This window comes from Ureibacillus acetophenoni, from assembly GCF_900220965.1.
GTDB lineage: Bacteria > Bacillota > Bacilli > Bacillales_A > Planococcaceae > Ureibacillus > Ureibacillus acetophenoni.
Genome location: NZ_OBQC01000001.1, coordinates 377,914 through 397,535, shown reverse-complemented (window position 1 = coordinate 397,535; position 19,622 = coordinate 377,914). Strand labels below are relative to the sequence as shown.

The following is a 19,622-nucleotide window of genomic DNA, read 5'->3' as shown; positions in this document are numbered from 1 at the left end:
ATTTCCATGTGTAACTTGGACATTGGTATTTGCATATATGTGAATTCTATTAAAGAAGAATCCCCTCAAACAATTACTTCTCAAATGACCAGAAGTTTTAAAACCTATAACTAAATTAATTCACAACATTAGTATTTAGCTAATCATAATTATACTTAAATAAATATTGCAAAAATAATCATTAATACAAAGGTAATAGTTAAATAATTTAATGAATAAATGAACATTCTCGAAGCCCATTTTAAATCATCAGTAGTTTTAAAGCCACGAAGAGCTAGGACAAGCCAACCGATATTTAACATCGTTGCTAAAATGATAAACGCTATTCCTAATTCCTTTAATAAAAATGGTAGCGGGAATAGAAAGACTATCCAAATTAGCATAGATACCTTTGTTCGTCTAAAACCCTTAACAACAGGTAGCATTGGAATATTTGCAGCACTATATTCATTTTTTCGTCGCATAGCAAGTGCATAAAAATGCGGAGGTTGCCATGCAAACATGATTAAAAACAAAGCTAATGCACCAAAGCTTAGAGAAGGCTCAACTGCAGCCCATCCTATTACTGGTGGTACCGCACCAGAAATGCTTCCAATTACCGTGTTGCTAACATACCTTCTTTTAGCCCAAATAGTATAAAGAACTACATAAGCTAAAATACCAATAAGTCCCCACATGCCGGCAGCATTAGATGCCGTAAATAACAAAATTTCACCTACAATGAGAAACGAAAGGGAAATTGTCAAAACGACATTTGGTTTAAATCTACCTGTCACTGTAGGTCTAGTACGTGTACGCTTCATTATTGGGTCTATATCTTTGTCTAGATAATTATTCATAGCCGCAGATCCACCAATAATTAATGCCGTACCAACCATAGTGTAAGCGATTAAATCTAAATGCTGCAAGAAGTGGCCGCCTGTAAACTGAAAAGCTAACCATATTCCGGTAAATGTTGTTACCAAATTTGAATTTACTATTCCTATCTTTATGAGTGCAAGAAAATCTTTTATGAAAGATTTAGTTTCAGGATTTGCTTTTCTAGTAGCACTAACTAGCTGGCCGTTTGACATTATATCCCTCCTTTCAATTTTGTAAGCATATTCCGCTAACACTAACTATATCGAACTTCTTTAATGATTTCTAGATATTAAAGTGAAATTTCGTAGATTAAGTCGAAATAGCGTATTAGTGTGCAAAGTTACTACATTCAAGTCTATATTAACTCATTTCATGGATGATTTTGTGAAAGTTACCATACAAAGTTGTGAACAATTTGTGAAAAAGTTTCTCTATTGTCCAAGTAACAACCGTTTGAAGTTGTCAATTGTGTTTTTATTCGATATCATCTAAATGCAGAGACACTTTATTAGTGTTGTTAGTAAAGTAGGTGGCGCATTACATGCAATATAAACACAGTAAAATATTAAAATGGATCGCTTTTCTCACTACTCTTGGAATGTTGTTTATTCTATTAGGCGGGGCACTAGTTACTAAAACTGATAGTGGATTGGGTTGTGGGAGACATTGGCCGGGTTGTAATGGTGAACTTATACCAACAGTAATTACAACTGAAGTTTTAATCGAATTTTCGCACAGGTTAACAACAGGCTCAGTGTCAATTCTTGTGTTGATTCTTGTCATTTGGACATGGAGATCATTAGGACATATTCGTGAAGTTAAATTTTTAGGTGTTCTAGCAATCTTCTTCCTTGTTGCACAAGCATTAATCGGTGCTGCACAAGTATTGTGGGGTCAAGGTGACTTTATTTTAGCATTACATTTCGGAATTTCTTTAATTTCTTTTGCATCAATATTGTTACTAGCTATGATTGTTTTTGAAGTTGATACAAAGTTCGATGCGGATACAGTACATATTGGAAATAAGTTAAAATGGCATACAATTGGCGTTACACTATATTCTTATATTGTTATTTACACGGGAGCACTCGTTCGCCATACTGGTTCCAGCTTAAGCTGTTACGATTGGCCGTTTTGTGATAACAGCCAACCATTCGCATTGCCAAACGGAATGTTTCAATGGGTACAAATGGGACATCGAATTGCTGTTCTCTTAATCTTTATTTGGATGGCCTATATAACTTGGCATGCAGTTAAACATTATAAAGAACAACGTGTAGTTTATTGGGGATGGATTATCGCCTTTATTCTTGTAATATTACAAATTATAGCAGGTATGCTTGTAGTGCTGACGAAGCTAGATTTGATTGTATCATTAATGCACTCATTGTTTATAACATTATTATTCGGCTTATTCTGTTACATGATTCTATTAATCGCTCGAAGTAATTACAATCAAAAAACAAAATAATATGAAGAAACGGGGACTCAATTATAGAGTTCCCTTTTTTCATGTATTTATTTTGATTTAGTTCTTAAAAAAAATAAAAAGTGGAAACAAAGAATTTCATAACTTTGTTTCCACTAGAATTAACTGTAATGCATGCTATTATTCAATTTCGATTAGTAAATCACCAGTAGAAATTGCATCTCCAGCAACTGCATAGATTTCCTTTACTACACCATCTTTAGGTGCTTGTACAGTAGTTTCCATTTTCATAGCTTCAGTGATCATTAAATGATCTCCTCGTTTTACTGTACTACCTTTTGAGACTACTACTTTTAATACTGTTCCAGGCATTGTTGCTCCAATTTGGTTCATATTACTTGGATCAGCTTTCAACGTAATCTTTCCATCAACTTCAACTGTTAAGTCTTGGATGACCAATTCACGAGATTGACCGTTTAGTTCAAAGTAGAGTGTACGTGTTCCATCATGTTGAGGCTCACCAATCTCAATAAGTTTAATAATTAGTGTTTTTCCTTTTTCGATTTCTACTTCGATTTCCTCACCAAGTTTTAAGCCATATAAGAAAGTTGGTGTATCTAGTACGGAAATATCACCAAACATTTCTGTAGCTTGAACATATTCTTCAAATACTTTTGGATATAACGCATAAGCTAATACATCTTGTTTTGTAATGATTCGATTCGTATATTTCTCACTTAACTGTGTTTTTATTTCATCAAAGTTAATTGGTTCTAGTAATTCGCCAGGACGTACAGTAATAGCTTCTTTATCTTTCAAGATTACTTTTTGTAATTCTTGAGGGAATCCTCCATGGACTTGACCGATATACCCTTGGAAAAATTCAACAACTGAATCAGGGAAATCAATCGTTAACCCTCTCGTATAAATATTTTCTTCTGTTAAGTCATTTTGTACCATGAATAAAGCCATATCACCAACAACTTTTGAAGAAGGAGTTACTTTTACAATATCTCCGAACATTAAGTTTACTGTCGAATACATTTTCTTTACTTCATCAAAGCGATCTCCTAAACCAACAGCTTTTGCTTGTTGTTGTAGATTACTATATTGGCCACCTGGCATTTCATGTACATAGATTTCTGAATGAGGACTTTTCATATCACTTTCAAAGTCGTTATAGTAAGTTCTCACGTCTTCCCAGTAGGAAGATAATTTTTCCAACGCATCTATATCTACTTTTATTTCACGATTGCTGCCCTTCATCGCATAATACAATGAGTTTATACTTGGCTGTGAAGTTAAACCAGACATTGAACCTAAAGCAGTATCAATAATGTCTACACCAGCTTCAATTGCTTTGGCATAAGTATAGACTCCATTTCCACTTGTATCATGTGTATGAAGATGGATCGGTAAATCCGTCGTTTCTTTTAATTCAGTAATTAGGCGATAAGCTGCCTCTGGTTTTAATAATCCTGCCATATCTTTAATTGCTAAAATATGTGCACCTTGGGCTTCTAATTCTTTTGCCATTTCTTTATAGTACTGAACGGAATACTTCGATCTTGAACTATCTAAAATGTCCCCTGTATAACAAATAGCTGCTTCTGCAATTTTTCCAGATTGACGAACTTCATCGATTGCAATTTCCATACCTTTGATCCAGTTTAGACTGTCGAATATTCTGAATACATCAATTCCGCTGTTCGCTGACTCTCTAATAAACTCACGAATTAAATTATCAGGATAGTTTTTATAGCCTACTGCATTTGCACCTCTAAACAACATTTGGAACAATACATTCGGCATTTGTTGGCGTAATTTTTCTAAACGTGCCCATGGATCTTCTTTTAAGAATCGATATGCTACATCAAATGTTGCCCCTCCCCACAATTCAAAGGAGAAGAAATTGTCCATCATTCGTGCTTTGTAATCTGCAATTTGGAACATATCTTGAGAGCGTACTCTTGTTGCAAGCAATGATTGATGTGCATCTCGGAAAGTTGTATCTGTTAGTAACACATCTTGCTGTTCCTTAATCCACTGAACTAAACCATCTGCACCTTTACTATCTAAAATTTGCTTCGTACCAGCAGAAATTTCAGATTTGATATCTAGTTTAGGTTTAGTAGGTTGTACTAAAATTGGTTTTTTACGTTTCTCAATTCCAGGGAAACCATTTAAAGTTATATTTCCAATATAGTTTAATAGTTTTGTACCACGGTCTTTTCTAATAGGAAATTCGAATAATTCAGGCGTTGTATCAATAAAACTTGTATCGAAATCACCAGAAATGAATTTTTCATGTAAAACAACATTTTCCAAAAATGGGATATTCGTCTTAACACCACGAATTCTGAATTCTCGCAAATTTCTGTCCATTTTAGCTGCAGCTTCACGGAATGTTCTACCCCATGTTGATATTTTTACTAAAAGTGAATCGTAATATGGTGTTACTACCGCACCTTGGAAACCATTACCAGCATCTAGACGAACACCAAATCCTCCACTTGAACGATAAACCATTAACTTCCCTGTATCTGGCATAAAGTTGTTTGCTGGGTCTTCCGTTGTAACTCGCGATTGAATCGCAAAGCCGAAAATAGGAATGTCGTTTTGATTTGGTATATTCATATAAGTAGAATGAAGTTCAGAACCTTCTGAAATTTTAATCTGTGCGTGTACAATATCAATTCCTGTAATCATTTCTGTAATAGTATGCTCTACTTGAATTCGAGGGTTAACTTCGATGAAATAAAAATCATCGCCAGAAACTAAAAACTCTACTGTACCAGCATTCACGTAGTTTACATTTTTCATTAGTTTAACCGCTGCATCACAAATACGATTACGTAATTCATCACTTAAGGCATTTGATGGAGCAATTTCTACAACCTTTTGGTGTCTACGCTGTATTGAGCAATCACGCTCATAAAGGTGAATTATATTACCAGATATATCTCCTAAAATTTGAACTTCAATATGTTTTGGCTTAATAATTGCTTTTTCAACATACACTTCATCCGAACCAAAGGCAGCTTTCGCTTCTGATTTCGCACGTTCATAACTTGTTGCTAATTCATCTTTAGTATGTACTAGACGCATTCCTCGTCCACCACCACCAAGAGCAGCTTTAATCATGAGTGGGTATCCGTATTTCTCTCCAAAAGCTTCTAATTCAGAAAGGGAGTTAACAGGTCCGTCACTACCTGGGATGACTGGTATGTTTGCAAGAATTGCCTGTTGTCTTGCCTTCACTTTATCTCCAAACATATCTAAATGTTCTGAACTGGGTCCTATGAAAATAATACCCTCTTCTTCACATCTTCTAGCAAAATGAACATTTTCAGATAAGAATCCATACCCAGGGTGAATCGCATCAACCTCTGCATGCTTAGCAATTTCGATGATTCCTTCAATATCTAAATAGGCATCGATTGGTTTTTTCCCCGCGCCTACTAGATACGATTCATCAGATTTGTAACGATGATGCGATCCACTATCTTCCCGTGAATAGATCGCAACTGTTCTAATATTTAGCTCATTACAAGCTCGAAAAATACGAATTGCGATTTCTCCCCTATTTGCGACTAAAATTTTATTAATTTTTTTCAAATTAACCACCCCTTAAATTTTTCTTTGTTTCAAGCTTTACATACATCGATACGTTTAGCAATATTCCCATCGCTAATGACAACATTATAATAGATGATCCACCATAACTTATGAATGGTAATGTTACACCAGTTAATGGAATCAAACCTGAAACTCCACCTAAATTAATAAAAGTTTGAATTGCAATCCAGCTCGATATTCCTGCAGCTATCATTCTAGCAAGTGGATCACTAGTTTTCATAGCAATATATAACCCTCTAAATACTATAAATCCTAATCCAACTAATACGAGAATAACACCTAAAACCCCCAACTCCTCAGCAATAATAGCCATTATGAAATCATTATGAGGTTCTGGTAAGTATCCAAGTTTTTGAACGGATTGTCCTAAACCAACTCCATCTAATCCCCCGGCACCGATAGCAATATAACCATTAATAATTTGATAACCAGAGCCAGTTTCATATTCAAAAGGGTTTAAGAATACTTTCAATCGTCCTAAACGGTTTTCAGTAAAAATTTTATCACCTTTTACAAGTATGATAAAAAGTAATAACAACCCACCTAGAACGGCAAATACTGAGAAGAACTTTAAATATGATTTAAAACTCATACCACTTGCAGCAATAACGGCAAAAGCAATTCCAGATAATATAATTACAGCACCAATATCTGGCTCGTTTGCTACACAGAATATAACAAAAATCCATATAAGAATTGGATATGCAATGTTATTCGGTTGCAAGTTTTCTAAAGGGTTGTTTATGCTCTTTCGGTAAAATGCACCTGCAAAATACAATATAACAAACAGTTTGGCAATCTCTGAAGGCTGGAAGTTCATTACCCCAAGATCTATCCAACTTTTTGAACCTGTTTGTTCAAATCCAACCCCGAAAATCCATAACCAAATTAGTATAAAAATCATACCAAAGGTCATCGTAACCATCAATTTTTTATTACTATAATGTTTATATGGTAAAAAGGCACCTACAAAAAATGGAACTGAAGCGACGAGTAAGTTCATTAATTGTTTTTTATAAAAGTAATCTGGTGATTCGCCCTCTTGAACTATAGCGACCATCATACTTGAACTGTAAATCATAACGAGTCCGAAAAGACATAAAAAAACGTAAGTAAAAAATAATGGATAATCAAAGTTTTTAATATAATAACCTATATATCTTCTCATTTGTGTAAAACCTCTTTTTAGAAAAAAAACTCAAATCGCAAAATAGCGTTTTGAGTTGATTCTATTATTTGTTTGTATACGCTTCATGTAACAAAGAAAGTTCTTTTTCTAGCGTATCTAGAATTTCCTTTCCTCGTTCACGTGATAATAAACCTAGCTTAACAGCAAAATCAATCTCACGTGATAAGCCAAACATTTGTGTATCAAGAACTTCTTCATATAGTGGACAGGATGGCATCGTTAAGTGATCCATCTGAACTTTTATTAACTTAGCAATTTTGTCTGCATCAGCAAGTAATAATTCTAAAGCTTTCTCCTGAAAGGAAGCTGGTGATTTCGTATCCATGAGGACGCCCCCATTAATTTTGATATTTCTTCTATTCTATCTTTATAAAGTTTATCTTTATAATTGTAAAAAAGCAAGAGAATTCACACAGGATTTAAGAGCTTTCAAATGTTAATTCTTTATTATTTTGTACCTAAAGCGTTATACTATTATTGAGAATATAATTAGGGGGACTCATAGCAAATGGAAAATATCATACCTATTAAGGGTGCTGTTACATATAAAATAACTATAGATCCGACTGTTTGGATTTTTGATGACCGTCGACTTGACTTAAAAACTTATTTTGACCAAAAGAATGACGAAGAATCTGAAGATATGAAATACTTACTATCAATGGGTAAACATTGGTCTCGTGAAATAATGGAAGGTGCTACTTTTCCGCCAACATTAAAAACCGAAAGAAAGTTCGACCGACAAGGAATGAAAACTGGTACATTCGGTATGGAAATCAAACATTTCTTAAAAAATGCAGAAATTCATGATGATGCAACTCGTGTAGTGTTTGAATGCGAAAATGGAATTGAACATGCTTTCTCAATTGAGGAAGCGAATACAATCATATTCAAATTTAGTCAAGATGGAAAACCATTATTAGAAGATGGACCTGTACATTTATTGTTTGCAGACGGCTCAAACGTCGATAATCCGATTAAAAATATACGCGCAATTCGTGTAGAGTAGGAGGAATTGGATGCGAGTCAAATGTGTTATTTGTGATGCTATAAACATCTTAGATGACGATTTACCACTTTCAAAAAAGCTTCGTAATCGTCCAATCCATACTTACATGTGTTCTCCTTGTTATGAACGTATTGCAGAGAAGACAGAAGAACGTTTAGCAACTGGTAAATTTCGATTTTATCGTGACTCACCAAAAAGCGCAGAAGACTATTTATGACTTTAGTGCTATAATTAAGCAAAAAATCCTTGAACATTAAAAAGTGTTCAAGGATTTTTATGTGTTTTATATGCTACCTATTCATTTTTTATTAACATTCTTTCAAGCAATTCAACAAGTTGGTACATAATCGTTGCAAAAATAGCAATGACAAGCAATGACAACAATACTAGATTGAAGTTAAATACTTGGAAACCATAAATGATTAAATATCCTAAACCTTGCGAAGATACAAGGAATTCTCCAACAATTACCCCTACCCAAGCCAATCCTACGTTTACTTTTAACGTTGAAATAATAGTCGGAAAGGATGCAGGCAATATAGCTTCTTTAAACATTTGAAATCTAGTTGCATTAAAGGTCTGTAATACTTTCAAATAGTTTGAATCCACAGTCCTAAACGCTGTATAGATTACGATAGTTGAAATAATTACGGAAATTAAGGCACCCATCGTAATAATCGAGCTCATACCAGGTCCTAAAGCTACGATAAGTATTGGTCCAAGAGCAACTTTAGGCATGGAATTTAGGACGACTAAATAAGGATCCAAAACTTTTGAAAGAAATGGTGACCACCATAAAATCGCTGCTAATATGGTTCCAACTAATGTCCCTAATATAAACCCAAGTACTGTTTCAAATAAAGTATAGCTTGAATGATAAAGTAGTGAATAATCCGCTACTTTTTCAACAAATAACTGACCAATTTTTGTTGGGGAACTAAAAATAAGCTGGTCAATCCAACGTAAAGACGACGCAACTTCCCACAACACGAAAAACAAGACTAATATTAATATTTGATAGAATCGAACCCATCTTTTTTCTTTTCTTAAATTCGCTTTAAATTGTTCATGAAGACTGTTGATGTTCAAGGCTCTCCAGCTCCTTCCAAATAGTCTGGAAAAGCGTAGAATAACTTGGATTAGCCCGCGCTTCAAAAGGTGTTAAACTTCTAACTTCTTCAGGAACTTCAAACGTTTGATGAAGTCTTCCCGGCCTTGCAGAAAACAGGAAAATACGATCACTCATTGCAATAGCTTCTCCGATATCGTGTGTAACGAGGACTGCAGTTTTCCCGTATTCTTTCATTAACTTATGAACCAAATCTTCAAGCTTTAATTTAGATTGATAATCAAGCGCTGAAAAAGGTTCATCAAGTAACAAAATTTTAGGATCTACTGCTAATGTTCTTGCTAATGCTACCCGTTGTCTCATACCACCAGACAACTCCCTTGGATACTTCTTTTCTACTGGTGGTAGCCCTACGTCACTTAATAACTTCGAAGCAAGCTCATTCGCTGCTTCTTTTTCTTTGCTTAATAACTTCAATCCAAGCGTTACATTTTCCTCAATCGTTTTCCATGGGAAAAGGTAATCTTGTTGTAGCATGTAGCCAATTGATAAGTCAGCATTTTCATGAATGTCTTGATTGTCAATTAGTACTTTTCCTGCTGTAGGCCGAAATAGTCCTGCAAGTATAGACAAAAGAGTCGTTTTCCCACATCCACTTGGACCTATAAAAGAAACAAACTCTCCCTTATCTATAGATAAATTAATGTCTTGTAATGCTTCGGTTGCAGTTTTGCTAGAGAAATACGTATGATGTACTTTGCTGACAGTTAAAAAGGTCATATTAATCAGTAACCTTCTCAGCAAATGTTGTATTAACTAATTCTTCATACGGAATTCTCTCAGGTAATTCTCCAGCTTCATCCATAATATTTTGTAAGTTATCCCATTCTTCTTGATCTAAAATTGGATCTTTTGCATAAGACTCTTGAGAACGATAACGATCCACAACCGTCGCAATTAAATCAACTTCAGTATTTTCAAAGTATGGTACGATCGCTTTTGCCACTTCCTCTGCAGAGCTTGAGTAAACAAAATCTTGTGCTTTTTTAATTGCTCTTGTAAATGCCTCAATCGTTTCTGGGTCTGAAGAAATCATACTATCCTTCGCCATAAAGACCGTGTAAGGTACATGACCAGATTCAGTTCCAAATGACGCTACGATGTATCCAACGCCTTCCTCTTCAAAAATACTAGCTGTTGGTTCAAATAATTGAACGAAATCACCTGTACCTGATGCGAAGGCAGTTGAAATATTTGCAAAATCAATATTTTGAATTAACTCTAAATCATTTTGAGGGTCAATTCCATGTTGCTTTAACACGAACTCCCCAACCATTTGTGGCATACCTCCCTTACGTTGACCAAGGAAAGTAGAATCTTTTAACATATCCCAAGTAAAGTTTTCAATAGGCTCCCGTGAAACTAAAAACGTACCATCTGTTTGTGTCAATTGGGCAAAGTTTTTAATTGGATCATTTGCACCTTGTGCAGATACATAAATTGACGTTTCCGCTCCAACAAGGGCAACATCAATACCGTCCGATAGAAGAGCCGTCATTGTTTTATCTCCACCAGGAATTGTAGATAATTCGATTTTTAGTCCTTCTTCTTCAAAATATCCATTCTCAATAGCTACATATAATGGTGCATAAAATATAGAACGAGTTACTTCTCCAACTTTCACTGTTTTTAACTCTTCTTTTCCGCCGCATGCAGCAAGAAGTAAAACCGTTAAAGCGGAGAATAGGACAAGTAAACTAGGCTTTAACCATCTTTTCACGTACACTTTCCTCCTTGTTTTATACTGTTAATCTAGAGTAGATTATGCGGGACAAGGAAAATGTGTTAATGCCTATTCGTTTTGAAGGTCTTATTTATATGGGGAAATTTGCTCGTAGACGAAATCAAGATACGACTTATTTGGAATTATGTGCAATCTGCGCTTAATATTGAATAAGTCGTATGTCAGTTTCGGTGAATGGGGATTTTGAGGTTTTAGTTTTTAATTTGAGTTTTTAACATAATGATTTTTAATTAAAGCTTTTGGGGTTACTTTTCATAATTATTTGGGTTATTTCTTTTCTGCAAGTTCACCGTTTTTTATACACAACTTTATTTTCGTGACACTTTCTCTTGGGTTGAACGTTTTTTGTCACGCAAATCCATTTTCCGTGACACTATTCTATGATTTCACGCCTTTTTGTCACACAATCTCATTTTCCGTGACACTTTTCCTCAGTTTCAACATTTTTTGTCATGCAAATCGAGTTTTCGTGACAGTTCCCCTCGGGTTCACCGTATTTTGTCACGCAAATCCATTTTCCGTGACACTATTCTACGAATTCTCGTCTTTTTGTCACGCAAAATTAATTCTTCCAAAACATTTAAAACTTCTAATACAAAAAAACCGATCCCCTATAAAAGAGAATCGGTCATAACTAAAACTTATGCTTTACCTTGTTGATTTGCCATTCTTTCTTCGCGTTTTTCCCGCCATAATCGAGTTTTATAAAGGATTAAGATTAGAGCCGCAACCATTAATCCTTCTATCATTGGCAAGAACAATGCTAGAAACGTTAATACAATACATCCTATAAAAAGGAAAACATAAATTACAACATTTTTCCAAAGAGCTAAATCATTTTTAGCAAAGCCCAGTTTAAATACGATTGCTGACAAAATAAATACTAAGAAAAATACAACATAACCAGCCGCTTGATATGATGGCATGTTTTCGTAAATGTAACGAGTAATACCCGACATCATTCCAAAGGCTTGAGACTCTGTCCAATTCAGAGGTGCAGATGCTAAAATAACATTAAACGAACCAAACAAGTTCATCTCCCACAACACCTTTCATCATTTCCCTAAAATTAACCAAAATTAATCTTATTGTTGTTCAGCTAGTTTTTTCTTTTTTGCTAGTTTTTCACGTTCGTTCTTATCCAAAATTTGTTTACGTAAACGAATGGAAACTGGCGTTACTTCTAAATACTCATCATCGTTTAAAAATTCTAACGCTTCTTCAAGTGTCATAATTTTTGGCTTTTTAATTACATTCGTTGCATCTTTTGTTGCTGAACGAATGTTTGTTTTTTGTTTCATTTTCGTGATATTTACTGTGATGTCATTGTCACGAGTATTTTCACCAACAATCATACCTTCGTAAATTTCAGTACCTGGCTCTACAAATAGTGTACCACGGTCTTCTACTTGCATCATACCATAAGTTGTTGCTTTACCAGTTTCCATAGACACTAGTGCCCCTTGGTGACGACCACCTACGCGTCCTGGAACTACAGGTTGATATGAATCGAATGTATGGTTAATGATACCAAATCCTTTTGTTAATGACATGAATTCAGTCGTATAACCGATTAAACCACGTGCTGGTACCATGAAAATTAAACGAACTTGTCCATTTCCTTCATTGACCATATCTAACATTTCACCTTTACGGTTACCAAGAGATTCAATAATTGAACCAACGCTATCTTCTGGTACATCGATTTGTACACGCTCAATCGGCTCACATTTTACACCGTCGATTTCTTTTATGATTACTTGTGGTTTAGACACTTGTAATTCATAACCTTCACGACGCATGTTTTCAATTAAGATTGATAAGTGAAGTTCTCCACGACCAGAAACGACCCAAGCATCTGGAGAATCTGTATCTTCTACACGAAGTGATACGTCCGTTTGTAATTGTGAACGAAGACGCTCTTCAACTTTTCTAGAAGTAATCCATTTTCCTTCACGACCTGCAAAAGGTGAATTATTAACTAAGAAAGTCATTTGTAAAGTCGGTTCATCAATACGTAATGGAGGTAGTGCTTCTTGGTGATCAATAGGACATACTGTTTCACCAACATTGATTTCTTCCATTCCAGATACGGCAATTAAATCACCTGGATAAGCTTCTTGAATTTCTTCACGTTTTAATCCGAAGAAACCAAATAATTTTGTTACACGGAATTGTTTTACTGAACCGTCTAATTTCATTAATGCCACTTGTTGCCCTACATGAATTGTACCGCGGAATACTCGGCCAATCCCAATACGACCAACGAAATCGTTATAGTCAAGTAATGCTACTTGGAATTGTAACGGTTCATCACGTGTATCAACTGGTGCAGGAACATTTTCAATAATCGATTCAAATAAGACAGCCATGTTCTCTTGCTGAGTTGATGGATCCGGATCAAGGGAAGCTGTTCCATTAACACCTGAAGCGTAAACAACTGGGAAATCTAATTGATCTTCATCTGCTCCTAGTTCAATAAGTAAATCAAGTACTTCGTCTACAACTTCCACAGGGCGAGCTGCATCTTTATCTACTTTATTTACAACAACGATAACTTTCAATTGTTGTTCTAATGCTTTTTTCAATACAAAACGCGTTTGAGGCATACAACCTTCGTAAGAATCAACTACTAGACATACACCATCAACCATTTTTAAAATACGTTCAACTTCTCCCCCGAAGTCTGCGTGTCCTGGTGTATCTAGGATGTTAATGCGTGTGCCGTTATAATTTACTGCTGTATTTTTAGCTAGAATTGTAATTCCGCGTTCACGCTCAATGTCACCTGAGTCCATTGCACGTTCTTCAACGTGTTCGTTAGTACGGAAAGTTCCAGATTGCTTTAATAATTGGTCGACTAATGTCGTTTTACCATGGTCAACGTGCGCGATAATTGCGATATTGCGTAAATCTTGACGTAACTTTGTCATTATTCCACTCCATATTCTTTTTTCGAATGATTAACTGTGTTATTATAGCACAAGAAGATGTACTTGTCTTAGGAAGTTTTTTTCCAACATAATATTTTAATAAATTATGACAATATATTTACATAGGAGGCATAAGTGTGAACTTAGCAAAATTAGTGATGTTTATATTTGCTTTAGCAGCATTACTATCTATGGTTTCAATTGGTTATGCAATAGCAATCGGCAGTATTTGGGGCGCGATTTTAGCCATTGTTGCTTTAGTAGTTGTATTCTTCTCCGGGTTTATGATGAAACGTAAACTTCGTGAAAATGGTTTATTATAGGCAAATAGGGCTTCACCTGTAATCTTATATTAAGTTAATTAATAAAATTCATGCATTAAAAAACATAAATCCACAATTACTAAAGTTCGCTACTTTAGCAATTGTGGATTTATCTATTTTTGTTCGATATAACTATTCAAAATCAATTGATGTATTGAAGGATTTGCTATGATAAACGTATCATTGGTTAATAAATTAACATCATTACCATTTAAGTTCGTAGCGATAGCTCCCACTTCATTTGCAATTATCACTCCACCAGCAATATCCCAAGGAGATAATCGCATGGATATATATGCGTCTAACTTTCCACTTACGACAAAAGCAATTTCCATTGCTGCAGATCCATACGATCTAGTTCCCCGCACAGTCCTAACTAATTCGATAATTTTTTCATGATTTAACTTACGATTAGGAATTACCCAACTGGCGTTTATACCAATAACCGCTTCTTCCAATGTTAAAGGTTTTAGTTTTCTTAAAGGTGAATTATTATACCATGCACCTTCACCAGCAATTGCATAAAACAAATCTTCCCTCATTACATCAAATATGTAACCTAATCTTCCAATACCATCAACATAAAAACCGATAGATATCATAAAATGACGATGTTGTTTAACAAAATTCATAGTGCCATCAATAGGGTCTATAATCCAAACAGGACCTTCAAGGGATTCAATTTTCTCTCCCATACCCTCTTCACCCAATACTCTATGGTTCGCATCAAACTGTTTAATTTTTTCAATGAAAAAACTTTCTGTTTCCCGGTCAATGTTAGTTACTAAATCATTCGGATCGGACTTTGTTTCTACAACCATGTCATAAGAAAACGAATGACGTATTCTTTTTCCTGCTTCAAAAATGATTTCTTTAGCAAACTCATTAATCTGATATAAATCCATTCTCCCCCACCTTCCCCATAAGTACATTATAACAAAAAATCACTTGCAAATTTTTAATTTTGCAAGTGATTTTTTATAGTGCTTTGGATTGATCATACATAAGCATGTAGACCATCTAATTCGTCTTGGATCTCCTTCAAGCGCTTTTTACACTTTTCCATTTCTTTCTCATCATTACCTTGCATTGCGGAATAAAGTGAGGCTAATTCATAATCAAGTTCTAAACGTAAAACATGTTCGTATTGCTTTTCAATGTCAACTTTACGTATAATTTTAATCATCTGTTTCATATGAATCACTTCCCTTTCCTATTTAAAAAACTTTTTTAACGAAAAGCTATTGTTACAAAATTTTTCCCAAAAACAATAGAAAATAAACATTAATTTTCTCAAAAGGTGGTAGTAAAATGTTAGAACAAGTTCAATGGACTAATAAAGATTTTGATGTATTTAAGATTGATGGTCTTGAACAACGAATGGAAGCATTAACATCAATTGTTCGTCCAAAGTTCCAACTACTAGGTGAACTATTTTCTGACTATTTCAGTGTTAATCTAGGAGAGGAATTTTTCCCACATATTGCAAAGCATGCTAGAAGGACAGTCAATCCTCCTAAAGATTCTTGGGTAGCATTTTCGTCATATAAACGTGGCTATAAATCACTTCCTCATTTTCAAATTGGTCTATGGGACAATTATTTATTCATCATTATTGCAATTATTTATGAAGCTCCACAAAAAACTGTAATGGCTAACCGACTTCTTGAAAATAAAGAAATTTTCAATAGTTTGCCAAATGATTTTGTTTTTTCAGGTAATCATATGTCTCAAGAAGTAATATCTTTAGAAGTAGGACGAGAAGAACAATTGGAACACGCACTTGAAAAACTTCGAGATGTGAAAAAAAGAGATTTCTTAGTAGGTCGCTATATTTCACGTGAAGAGGCTGTTCAATTGTCACCCGATGAGTTTGTGAATCTTACTAAAGATACATTTGATGCTCTCTTACCAATTTACAAAATAATGGTTCAAAGTTAATTAAAAATAATGTCTAATTTTTTGTGTTGTATAATTAATATGCACGGATGAACAGGAAACATTACATTTTTCTACTTAATTTCTTTAATTTATTTTTTTAAACAATTTGTTGTTAAAAGTGTAACCATTTAACAATTACTTAAGAGGGATGTTGTTGCATTTAGTAAAAATTCAACAGCATCCCTTTTTTACTTATTTTTTAGTTACTTTAATAGTTTGTCCATTCTCTAATTCTTTCGCTTGTTTTACTACAGTATAGCTAACATACCCACTCGCTTCTTCAAATTCACGGAAAACAGATTTCTCTTCTGCTTGTGAAGGGACAACTTCCTTGAAACGTCGATACAAAGATAACATTTCCTCTCGTACGATCCCTTTTTCGTATGCTTTTTCTATACCTTCAAAAAATTGTACAACCGCGATAATTTCATCTGTTGTCCAATCCGGTGAAAACGGATAAGAATATTCCATATAAAACCCTGCCTTTTACATTATTGTCCCCATTTTACTCGTATTTCCTCAGCTTGTGCAACCATTCGTTGAATCAGTTCTGAAACAGATGGAACATCTTTAATCATTCCAGTTACTTGTCCGGCCCAACCAAACCCGTTCGTTTCGTCTCCATCGTAGATGAATTTTTTATTTGCTTCACCACTAATATAATTTCGTAAAGCTTCATAAGTAGGGGTAACTTCTTCGATTTCCAAAATTTTGTTTGTGAACGAATTTTTTAATGCACGAGCTGGAGCACCAATGGATCTTTTAATAATTGTAGTATCTGTCTCAGTACTATTTAGTAATGCGTTAATATAATTTTGTGATGCATGAACGCACTCTTTTGTTGCAATAAAGCGCGTTCCCATTTCAATCCCTTCAGCACCTAATGCATGTGCTGCCATCCATCCTCTTCCGTCACCTATACCACCAGAAGCGATGACTGGAATCGATACACTATCAACAACTTGAGGTACAAGTACCATTGTTCCTACATCATCACGACCTAGATGACCTCCGCCTTCTTGTCCAACAACCATAACAGCATCTGCACCAAGTTCTTCAGCTTTTTGAGCTTGTCTGCGCGCAGCTACAAGAACAAGTTTCTTCGCTTTACTATCTCTAAGTAATTCAAACATTGGTGTTGGATTTCCACCCGTCATTGTAATAACTGGTACTTCCTCTTCAATCGCTACTTGTACCATGGGCTCGTACCCTTTTCCATGATTTCCAAAAGCAAAATTTACTCCAAATGGTTTATCAGTTTTTTCTCGAACCTTTTTAATTTCTTCTCTTAGCAAGTCAGGAGATTCTAAGCTTAATGCTGTAATTTGTCCAAGTCCACCTGCATTTGAAACTGCTGCTGCTAAATCTGAATAAGCAAGATAAGCTAATCCCCCTTGTATAATTGGATACTGAATGCCCAATAATTGTGTTATACGTGTTTCCCATTTCATACGTATTTCCCCCTATAATCTTGTTTCTATTATTTTACTTTACTAGTAAATAAAATTCCTGTATTTTTATATAGTCACAAAGCTGAAGAGGTGCTATAATTCTTCTTGTTTTGTATTTTAATAAAGTGAGGTGGTACCTGCGTTGTCACAGTTAGAAACTCCTTTGTTCGACGCATTACTCAAACATCGAAATAGACAACCAATCCAATTTCATATACCTGGACATAAAAAAGGTCAAGGAATGGATCCTGCTTTTCGTGAGTTCGTCGGCGACAACGTTTTATCAATTGATTTAATCAATATAGCTCCGCTAGATGATTTACACTCACCAAAGGGTGTAATTAAAGAAGCGCAAAAATTAGCAGCAGAAGCCTTTGGTGCTGACCATACATTTTTCTCAATTCAAGGTACTAGTGGGGCCATCATGACAATGATACTTACAGTTGTCGGTCCTGGTGATAAAATTATCGTACCTCGTAACGTGCATAAATCAACCATGTCAGCAATCGTGTTAGCAGGTGCCATCCCAATTTTTATCGCACCGGAAATTGATACGGAATATGGTATCTCCCATGGTATTTCAGCAGAATCTGTTGAAAAAGCGTTAGATACGTATCCAGATGCAAAAGCTGTTCTTGTTATTAATCCTACTTATTATGGATTTGCAGCAGATCTGAAAAAAATAGTTGATCTTGCTCATGGGCGTAATATTCCTGTCATAGTAGACGAAGCGCATGGTGTTCATATAAAATTTCATGATGAACTTCCAATTTCCGCTATGGAAGCTGGTGCAGATATGGCTGCTACTAGTGTTCACAAGCTTGGTGGTTCGATGACTCAAAGTTCAGTTTTAAATGTCCGTGAAGGACTCGTTTCAATTAATCGTATACAATCGGTATTTTCAATGTTAACAACAACTTCAACTTCATATCCTATTTTAGCATCATTAGATGCCGCAAGACGTCAATTAGCCGTAAATGGGTATGAGTTAATCGATGAAGCAATTCGTAATGCCAAAGACGCAAGAAAACGTATTAATAAAATACCGCATTTAAAGTGTGTAGGCCGAGAAATTCTTAACAATTCTGCTACGTATGATATGGATCCAACTAAATTACTTATTAGTGTAAAAGATTTAGGGATTACAGGTCATCAAGCGGAAGAATGGCTTCGTCAAAATGCAAACATTGAAGTTGAATTATCTGACCTATATAACATTCTTTGTATTATCACGTTAGGTGATACGAAAAAAGAAGTAAATCTTTTAATTAACGCACTACAACGTATGTCACAAGCTTTTGATTCGGAGGCTACAATTGTAGAGTCGAATGTACGTGTACCTGATATCCCTGCACTAGCGATGTCTCCACGTAACGCTTTCTATGCTCAAACGGAAATGGTACCATTAGAAGATTCCGCTGGATATATATGTTCAGAATTTATTATGGTTTATCCACCTGGGATACCAATATTCATTCCCGGGGAAATAATAACTGAAGAAAACATTAAATATATTCAGATGAATATAGATGCTGGCCTTCCAGTTCAAGGACCTGAAGATCCATCATTAAAAACGATTCGAGTTATAAAAGAGCGAATGCCAATATTCTAAAGTTAAATATGAATAAAAAAGCGCTAACTTACTTTAGTTATTTACTAAAAATAAGTTGCGTTTTTTCTTTTGTTCAACTAATTATTTATATCTGACCACACGATTTCGACCTATTTCCTTCGATTCGTATAACGTTTAATCAGCTAGTGTAATAACTAATACAATAATGACTATTGCTGAAAACATAATAGTATATAATAATCGATTCCCTAATTCCCCCAAAGACTTTAGCTGCATTATGCTCCCTCTCATTTGTAAAAATTACCATTACATTAGTATATTAACATAAAGCAGTTACCAATTGGCTTTAATTTACAAATAAAAAAATGGCATAATTCTTAACACTTAAGAATTATGCCATC

18 protein-coding genes and 2 pseudogenes are annotated in these 19,622 nt (G+C 34.8%); 7 read left to right on the top strand and 13 right to left on the bottom strand.

Features of this window, described 5'->3' with window-relative positions:
- Positions 1-155: 155 nt before the first annotated feature.
- A complete protein-coding gene (gene cyoE / locus CRO45_RS01735; protein WP_097147894.1) occupies positions 156-1,073 on the bottom strand; it encodes a heme o synthase in 918 nt (305 codons plus the stop codon).
- Between the two features lie 329 nt (positions 1,074-1,402).
- Between cyoE and CRO45_RS01730 the strand changes: the two genes are divergently transcribed.
- The gene (locus tag CRO45_RS01730; RefSeq protein WP_097147893.1) at positions 1,403-2,332 is read left to right on the top strand and encodes a COX15/CtaA family protein; all 930 of its coding nucleotides are present in this window, start codon (positions 1,403-1,405) and stop codon (positions 2,330-2,332) included.
- Positions 2,333-2,470: 138 nt separating this feature from the next.
- On the opposite strand, the gene pyc is transcribed toward CRO45_RS01730, so the two are convergent.
- From pyc to CRO45_RS01715, 3 genes are all read right to left on the bottom strand, one after another.
- Positions 2,471-5,908: a pyruvate carboxylase gene (pyc, locus tag CRO45_RS01725; RefSeq protein WP_097147892.1), complete on the bottom strand. Its 3,438-nt coding sequence runs from the start codon at positions 5,906-5,908 to the stop codon at positions 2,471-2,473.
- A gap of 1 nt (position 5,909) precedes the next feature.
- Positions 5,910-7,097, bottom strand: a complete 1,188-nt coding sequence (locus tag CRO45_RS01720) for an FtsW/RodA/SpoVE family cell cycle protein (RefSeq protein ID WP_097147891.1) — start codon at positions 7,095-7,097, stop codon at positions 5,910-5,912.
- A gap of 64 nt (positions 7,098-7,161) precedes the next feature.
- Complete coding sequence (locus CRO45_RS01715; protein ID WP_097147890.1) at positions 7,162-7,443, bottom strand: YlaN family protein; 282 nt, start codon at positions 7,441-7,443, stop codon at positions 7,162-7,164.
- A gap of 183 nt (positions 7,444-7,626) precedes the next feature.
- Between CRO45_RS01715 and CRO45_RS01710 the strand changes: the two genes are divergently transcribed.
- Both CRO45_RS01710 and CRO45_RS01705 read left to right on the top strand, forming a co-directional pair.
- Positions 7,627-8,127 carry a hypothetical protein gene (locus tag CRO45_RS01710; protein WP_097147889.1) on the top strand — a complete coding sequence of 167 codons (501 nt, stop codon included), beginning with the start codon at positions 7,627-7,629 and terminating at the stop codon, positions 8,125-8,127.
- Positions 8,128-8,137: 10 nt separating this feature from the next.
- A complete protein-coding gene (locus tag CRO45_RS01705) occupies positions 8,138-8,344 on the top strand; it encodes a YlaI family protein (RefSeq protein ID WP_097147888.1) in 207 nt (68 codons plus the stop codon).
- Between the two features lie 77 nt (positions 8,345-8,421).
- Here the strand turns inward: CRO45_RS01705 and CRO45_RS01700 are convergent, their stop codons facing one another.
- The 5 genes from CRO45_RS01700 to typA all read right to left on the bottom strand — a co-directional run bounded on the left by CRO45_RS01700 (position 8,422) and on the right by typA (position 13,933).
- Positions 8,422-9,216, bottom strand: a complete 795-nt coding sequence (locus tag CRO45_RS01700; protein ID WP_097147887.1) for an ABC transporter permease — start codon at positions 9,214-9,216, stop codon at positions 8,422-8,424.
- The gene (locus CRO45_RS01695) at positions 9,194-9,976 is read right to left on the bottom strand and encodes an ABC transporter ATP-binding protein (RefSeq protein ID WP_097147886.1); all 783 of its coding nucleotides are present in this window, start codon (positions 9,974-9,976) and stop codon (positions 9,194-9,196) included. The genes CRO45_RS01700 and CRO45_RS01695 overlap by 23 nt, the downstream gene beginning before the upstream one ends.
- 1 nt (position 9,977) lies before the next feature.
- Positions 9,978-10,976: an ABC transporter substrate-binding protein gene (locus CRO45_RS01690; RefSeq protein ID WP_097147885.1), complete on the bottom strand. Its 999-nt coding sequence runs from the start codon at positions 10,974-10,976 to the stop codon at positions 9,978-9,980.
- Between the two features lie 665 nt (positions 10,977-11,641).
- Positions 11,642-12,037: a YlaH-like family protein gene (locus tag CRO45_RS01685; protein ID WP_235864503.1), complete on the bottom strand. Its 396-nt coding sequence runs from the start codon at positions 12,035-12,037 to the stop codon at positions 11,642-11,644.
- 48 nt (positions 12,038-12,085) lie between these two features.
- Positions 12,086-13,933, bottom strand: a complete 1,848-nt coding sequence (typA, locus tag CRO45_RS01680) for a translational GTPase TypA (RefSeq protein ID WP_097147884.1) — start codon at positions 13,931-13,933, stop codon at positions 12,086-12,088.
- Between the two features lie 106 nt (positions 13,934-14,039).
- Between typA and CRO45_RS20420 the strand changes: the two are divergent.
- Both CRO45_RS20420 and CRO45_RS01675 read left to right on the top strand, forming a co-directional pair.
- Positions 14,040-14,147: pseudogene (locus CRO45_RS20420) on the top strand (hypothetical protein); the annotation flags it as partial.
- A pseudogene (locus CRO45_RS01675) lies at positions 14,095-14,256 on the top strand (DUF5325 family protein); the annotation flags it as partial. The pseudogenes CRO45_RS20420 and CRO45_RS01675, both read left to right, overlap by 53 nt.
- A 113-nt stretch (positions 14,257-14,369) precedes the next feature.
- Here the strand turns inward: CRO45_RS01675 and CRO45_RS01670 are convergent.
- Together CRO45_RS01670 and CRO45_RS01665 are read right to left on the bottom strand one after the other, a co-directional pair.
- The gene (locus CRO45_RS01670) at positions 14,370-15,161 is read right to left on the bottom strand and encodes an inositol monophosphatase family protein (RefSeq protein WP_097147882.1); all 792 of its coding nucleotides are present in this window, start codon (positions 15,159-15,161) and stop codon (positions 14,370-14,372) included.
- Between the two features lie 92 nt (positions 15,162-15,253).
- Positions 15,254-15,451: a hypothetical protein gene (locus CRO45_RS01665; protein ID WP_036181882.1), complete on the bottom strand. Its 198-nt coding sequence runs from the start codon at positions 15,449-15,451 to the stop codon at positions 15,254-15,256.
- 116 nt (positions 15,452-15,567) lie between these two features.
- On the opposite strand from CRO45_RS01665, the gene CRO45_RS01660 reads away from it, so the two are divergent.
- Positions 15,568-16,197: a YktB family protein gene (locus tag CRO45_RS01660; protein WP_097147881.1), complete on the top strand. Its 630-nt coding sequence runs from the start codon at positions 15,568-15,570 to the stop codon at positions 16,195-16,197.
- A gap of 192 nt (positions 16,198-16,389) precedes the next feature.
- Here the strand turns inward: CRO45_RS01660 and CRO45_RS01655 are convergent, their stop codons facing one another.
- Positions 16,390-16,668 carry a UPF0223 family protein gene (locus tag CRO45_RS01655; RefSeq protein WP_097147880.1) on the bottom strand — a complete coding sequence of 93 codons (279 nt, stop codon included), beginning with the start codon at positions 16,666-16,668 and terminating at the stop codon, positions 16,390-16,392.
- Positions 16,669-16,688: 20 nt separating this feature from the next.
- Complete coding sequence (locus tag CRO45_RS01650) at positions 16,689-17,648, bottom strand: NAD(P)H-dependent flavin oxidoreductase (protein ID WP_097147879.1); 960 nt, start codon at positions 17,646-17,648, stop codon at positions 16,689-16,691.
- 142 nt (positions 17,649-17,790) lie between these two features.
- Here CRO45_RS01650 and CRO45_RS01645 point away from each other — a divergent pair, with 142 nt between their 5' ends.
- Positions 17,791-19,260 (top strand): aminotransferase class I/II-fold pyridoxal phosphate-dependent enzyme, encoded by a 1,470-nt coding sequence (locus CRO45_RS01645; RefSeq protein ID WP_097147878.1) that lies wholly within the window; start codon positions 17,791-17,793, stop codon positions 19,258-19,260.
- Positions 19,261-19,622: the final 362 nt, after the last annotated feature.

Coding starts and splice junctions, on each gene's coding strand:
- CRO45_RS01720 (WP_097147891.1), bottom strand. CDS start 7,097: ATGAGAAGATATATAGGTTATTATATTAAAAACTTTGATTATCCATTA.
- CRO45_RS01715 (WP_097147890.1), bottom strand. CDS start 7,443: ATGGATACGAAATCACCAGCTTCCTTTCAGGAGAAAGCTTTAGAATTA.
- CRO45_RS01730 (WP_097147893.1), top strand. CDS start 1,403: ATGCAATATAAACACAGTAAAATATTAAAATGGATCGCTTTTCTCACT.
- CRO45_RS01670 (WP_097147882.1), bottom strand. CDS start 15,161: ATGGATTTATATCAGATTAATGAGTTTGCTAAAGAAATCATTTTTGAA.
- CRO45_RS01685 (WP_235864503.1), bottom strand. CDS start 12,037: ATGAACTTGTTTGGTTCGTTTAATGTTATTTTAGCATCTGCACCTCTG.
- CRO45_RS01655 (WP_097147880.1), bottom strand. CDS start 16,668: ATGGAATATTCTTATCCGTTTTCACCGGATTGGACAACAGATGAAATT.
- CRO45_RS01710 (WP_097147889.1), top strand. CDS start 7,627: ATGGAAAATATCATACCTATTAAGGGTGCTGTTACATATAAAATAACT.
- CRO45_RS01660 (WP_097147881.1), top strand. CDS start 15,568: ATGTTAGAACAAGTTCAATGGACTAATAAAGATTTTGATGTATTTAAG.
- cyoE (WP_097147894.1), bottom strand. CDS start 1,073: ATGTCAAACGGCCAGCTAGTTAGTGCTACTAGAAAAGCAAATCCTGAA.
- typA (WP_097147884.1), bottom strand. CDS start 13,933: ATGACAAAGTTACGTCAAGATTTACGCAATATCGCAATTATCGCGCAC.
- CRO45_RS01705 (WP_097147888.1), top strand. CDS start 8,138: ATGCGAGTCAAATGTGTTATTTGTGATGCTATAAACATCTTAGATGAC.
- CRO45_RS01650 (WP_097147879.1), bottom strand. CDS start 17,648: ATGAAATGGGAAACACGTATAACACAATTATTGGGCATTCAGTATCCA.
- CRO45_RS01665 (WP_036181882.1), bottom strand. CDS start 15,451: ATGAAACAGATGATTAAAATTATACGTAAAGTTGACATTGAAAAGCAA.
- CRO45_RS01695 (WP_097147886.1), bottom strand. CDS start 9,976: ATGACCTTTTTAACTGTCAGCAAAGTACATCATACGTATTTCTCTAGC.